Source organism: Desulfosporosinus sp. Tol-M2, from assembly GCF_059735615.1.
This window is the reverse complement of the sequence record NZ_JCAIJG010000014.1, coordinates 1-4,697: the sequence shown is the minus strand read 5'-3', so window position 1 is coordinate 4,697 and position 4,697 is coordinate 1. Positions and strand designations below refer to the sequence as shown.

Annotated in this window: 6 protein-coding genes; all 6 read right to left on the bottom strand. The window is 42.4% G+C overall.

Going from position 1 to position 4,697, the window contains the following annotated elements; genetic code table 11:
- Positions 1 to 463: 463 nt before the first annotated feature.
- Positions 464 to 742: a hypothetical protein gene (locus AC6I5A_RS00425; protein ID WP_034610386.1), complete on the bottom strand. Its 279-nt coding sequence runs from the start codon at positions 740 to 742 to the stop codon at positions 464 to 466.
- Positions 743 to 888: 146 nt separating this feature from the next.
- Entirely contained in the window at positions 889 to 1,341 is a 453-nt protein-coding gene (locus AC6I5A_RS00420) for a helix-turn-helix transcriptional regulator (protein ID WP_034610384.1), read from the bottom strand.
- 446 nt (positions 1,342 to 1,787) lie between these two features.
- Positions 1,788 to 2,216, bottom strand: coding sequence for an NAD(+)--rifampin ADP-ribosyltransferase (arr, locus tag AC6I5A_RS00415; RefSeq protein ID WP_034610382.1), 429 nt, complete (start codon positions 2,214 to 2,216; stop codon positions 1,788 to 1,790).
- Between the two features lie 132 nt (positions 2,217 to 2,348).
- Positions 2,349 to 2,474, bottom strand: coding sequence for a hypothetical protein (locus AC6I5A_RS00410; protein ID WP_497900373.1), 126 nt, complete (start codon positions 2,472 to 2,474; stop codon positions 2,349 to 2,351).
- Positions 2,475 to 2,670: 196 nt separating this feature from the next.
- Complete coding sequence (locus tag AC6I5A_RS00405) at positions 2,671 to 3,507, bottom strand: DUF3102 domain-containing protein (protein WP_034610379.1); 837 nt, start codon at positions 3,505 to 3,507, stop codon at positions 2,671 to 2,673.
- 709 nt (positions 3,508 to 4,216) lie between these two features.
- The coding region (locus AC6I5A_RS00400; protein WP_034610373.1) for an acetate--CoA ligase family protein at positions 4,217 to 4,697 on the bottom strand (481 nt) is incomplete at its 5' end.

Genomic DNA, 4,697 nt, shown 5'->3' with positions numbered 1-4,697 from the left:
ATAATTACATAAACCACCCTTCGTAAGAACTTGGGGGCAAAACCTTTTCAGACCTAAACTTTAATAGGGGTTATTATAAAAATATATCCATACAGCAATAATCATTATCAACACAATTACAGAAAATATTGATAAAGGTTTGTTTTTGTTCTTTATCCCATAGATTATGCCAATAATTGAGGCTATCGTAAGAGCTATGCCAAGTACCATAACCTATTGCTCCCTTCGATTTTTTAGCCACCCTTTTGGCTTATTTAATGTGTTCCGGTAATTTCACCGATAATTTAAGTTACGCCAAAATAAACAAAGAGTACGCTAATCGCTAGGCAAGTAAGAAACAAGATAGATCTTTCCTTATGTTTTACAACTGCTGCTATATCAGATTCGTTCTCATTATCGCATACTAATGATTTACTTATATACCTGTATATATTTAACTACAATACCCTCTGGATTATCGATTTTAATGAGGAACTACTATTTCTGCAGCTACCCAGAAAATAATCAATAGTCCAATCGGAATGGATAACAGTGTCAATAGAGTCCTGTCCTTGTTTTTCATTATTGATATAAGCCCCATTATAAATCCGACAACACCAAATACTGCAATAAACGGAGTCGGAAAGGGAAGTCTGATTATCGCTAGATTAATCAACTTTAAAGCCATAAATATTATGAAAATTAGAGTTAAAATAGCTGCCCATTTTCCGGCCGTTGTTTTTGACCAAAGCTGAATTTTCATGATTCATTCCTCCTTTATTACTTTTCATAATAAAAATCTTCGTTTGGTAATTTGCCACCTATCGATCCAGGCGACAATCAAGAAATCCCCCTCTAGGTCAGTTTATATTTTTATGATAACCACCTTTTTAACTGAAAGAGAAATTATCAATTATTTAATATCTCTTTCATAACCTCTTCCACTTCCTCCAAAATAAAAGACGCAAATAATCTGTGATTTTCCTGATCCAAAATTCGAAAGTGCCGTGAGAACATATTCTGCTGAATGCAATAGCCGTTCTGATTGGATATTGTTTTCCACCAAACCTTGCCTCCCCATGTTTTGGGATAGTCGACATTAACATCCTTGAACGCTAATGCAATAATGATGTCCGTCAAATCTCCACCCGTCGCATCCTGTAAAATAATGCTGTTCGAAAAAATACTTGCCAAGGCAACTGAACCGGTCCAACCCAAGCTTTTTCTGTCTTTTTCTATCTCGATTAAGGTCTTTTTGGAAATTCCCAGAATAGCCGCCATTTTATCCTGAGTCAATCCGTACTCTGTTCGGATTAGTTTAAGTTTTTCATCCATAAATTTTATAAAATCTTTTTTGTTCATTTCACTATTCCTCAAGATAAACTAATTATTTATAGTGTAATTTTACACCTTTTGTATATACTTTTCAATATATATTCTTAAAATCCTGGAAAAATTAAATTACTATACTAATACTTTTATCTATTTTTGAACAAATAAAAAACCGCCAGTCAAGAAGTAATGACCCAACTGGCGAACGTTCCTGACTATATTCTTATATTCACATATTCCAGTAACTTACCTGACTGCTCATTCTGAACGTAATGTGCTGTCTTTTCTCTTGACGCTCTGAATCTATTTAAAATATTTCTGATTATAGAAGGGGGGCCGTTCCCCCCAAATCTCCTACACAATTTTGCGAATATCCTTTTACCCTTACAGGGTACCCCCCATAATTTCGCGCATTTGTGTACCCCCGGGGGGTTAGAATTATTTCCCAAAATTAGGATTTGTCGACTATCACTCAGTCAGTTGTTACTCGCCTCGATACCAAGCCGTTTAAGCTCGTCAAGGTGGGCCCGCATTTTCTGAAGTTCCTCTGGGGAGTGTCCCTTCCAGTCCAAGACTTCTCCCACTACTCTAAGTGGCTGCCTTGTGCGGTAGGACCTCGTTGGGTTCCCTGGGAACTTTTTATCCGTCAGATTGGGGTCATCCTCGATGGTGCCGGTGGGCTCCACACAATAGATACGACCACGTGCGTCTCCCACCGCAAGTTCAGATCCCCATATAGCCGCATCGAGTGTTGCGGTCAGATAAACGTAGTTGGCCTTCTTCCGCTCGCCATAGTTAGAGCTATAACCGGGTTCCAACAAGTCCCCCTGCTTCAAGTCGGCTTTTGTGCCATGGTAGAATGGTCCGGAGTCCAAGGATCCGTTGCCCTGCGATAGTGTAGTCATTCTATAACTTCCTCTTTTTTAATTCCGTCAGTGTCATGACTAATAAACATTCAAGAATATTCGAGTCATGTTTGTTAGTTTATTACACAACCATTTTATCAATGATGTAAATACCCGGCGCAGGCCATTAAGTCAGAACCCCGTACCGGCGGGGAACATTTTTACTTTGCTCATTTTACCCACCAGCTTAGCAGGATCACCCCCGCCTGTGCGGGGAACATGGATGCCCTGTCGCTCCTGGAAATCGCCTCTAAACATTTCCACATCCTTCCTTCATTTCCTCCTAAATTAGCGAAAATAATCCAAGAAATACCTAAAAAGGGCAGGCCATTACAAAATGATCTAACGAAAAAAGAAAGAGGAGAGTAAAATTAGCTCGCAGTATTACTGAATTAACTCTCCTCCAGATTTCCGAAAACCAAAATAATGAATTTGGAACAAATCAAATCCCCGGTTATATTTTTTCCTTCAGACCTCTCGTTAAAAAATCAATCACCTTATTTTTATACACTTCATGCGTATCCGGATCCCTAGCAGCAAACTCACTCAGTTCCCACTTCAGTTCCTTGAATGTTCTGTCCAGGCTTTCGAATAAAAAGGCAAGTTTATTGGCGGATGCCTTGATATATGCGGCAGTAAGGTTATTACCCATCCTTTGGACAGCCTCGTATGATGTGCTTTTCTTGATCGAGATCAATTCCAACTGCAGTCTCCCGCTCTTCGACTCCAACTCCGATTGGGACTTACTTAACTCCTCGGCCTTAGTTTTCAGATTGTCGCGCTCCGTAGCTAGCCGGGTTATTTGACTCCCTTGTTCATCCAGAGCTTTCCGGAGGTCCGTTTTTTCCTGAAGGGCCTGGTCCCGTTCCTTAATGGCCTGGCTCCGCTCACTAATTGCCTTTTGCAGTTCACGGGTAGACATGCTTTCGACATCAATCTCCGCAATGAACTGCGCCCGTTCTCCTTCCGGGACTCCTAAGAGGATAAACGCCTGGGTACAATTATAATTAGGCAGCTCTTGCACAAGCGCGCCGACGTCAAGGGATGCGGACTGCCGGGTCCCGTAGGCATCGAAGACGCGCATTAATTTTTCGGCTGTTTTCTGGGAGTAGCTGACCGACTCTTCCAACCACTTGCCCCATTCCCCATACGGAAGCAGATCCTTAGCCTCTTTCAGACGACGGCCAATCTCAATGGCAGCGGCAAGGAGGACTTTCCCGGTCTGGTCCCTGATCGTGTTTATTTCAGCCGCTATGACGGGCGGCGTTCGGTCTGTGATCAAGTCATCCATAATAGTATCCTGTCCTTTCTGTTACTTCATTACAGAATATGTGGTCAAGCTAACAAGTGTGATAAACCGCGTAGCAACAGCCAGTTCGAATCTGGGACTGGCTGTTGCTACGATACATGCTCTCTTTAAAGGGTTAACCAAATTAAATTTGCAGAAATCTTTCGTCACTTTCTTTAGTTTTGCGGGTAAAAAAAGCTCCGGCAAATTATCCTTTGCTGGAGCCTTTCAAAATGCCTTTCATAGAAACACTTTCCACAGAATAGGCAACATCTTTTCTGCACTCTTCGCAGATTGTCTCTTAGGAATCAACGAGCAGAGAATCACTCAATTTTTCTACAAATTTCATAAACTCGAATATCTCTTCCATTAGAGCTTTGGTCATCGAATCTATGCCCTTTGCTAAATGCTCTATCTTGCGCCAACGAAGTTCGGAGCCGTCATATCCTCACCCCATCTCTCACAATACGTTCCTGCATAGATTCTTGAGCGAATTCAAACTGTATAAAGTCTAGAGGAATTGGTTCTGCAATATTTTCGGCAATCCTATAGGCCTTAAAATAATTTTCCTCCATTAATCCTTTTACAGCTATGTCAATCTCTGTTCGATCCCTATCCTCATATCTGCCCGGTTCCAGATGGGCAATTCAGGAGGACACTTCTCCGGCTCCGACAAAGAACAAATATTATATTCAGGCCTGCCCATACTTTGTTATCCCAGAGTGACCCTGCTATCCAGAGCCACGATTCTGTCAGCATCCGCCAATAAGGGATTGATATCCATTTCCACTATGGACGGGTTGGCCAGGACCAGCTGCATAAAACAGGTCAGACTATCGGTGAGTAGCTCCAAATTTGCGGCGGTGCCGCCTCTGGCTCCGGCCAGGATTTTGCTGATCTTTGTTTCGTTAATCAGCACGCTTATTTCATCCCTGCTCAAAGGCGGGATGCGTAGCGTAACGTCGTTCAGTATTTCGGTAAAGACGCCACCGGCGCCAAAGGCCAGAACAGGGCCGAACTGCGGATCTTTTTTGCATCCGAGCAGTAGTTCCGTTCCCTTGGGCAGGTACTCCTGAATAAGTACGCCGTCGATTTGCGCGCCGGGCTGCTTATGATTTATTTCCTTGTACATCTCTGTGAAAGCTTCTTTAAGTTGCCGGGAGTTGCCGATATTGAGCCGCACCCCCCCGACA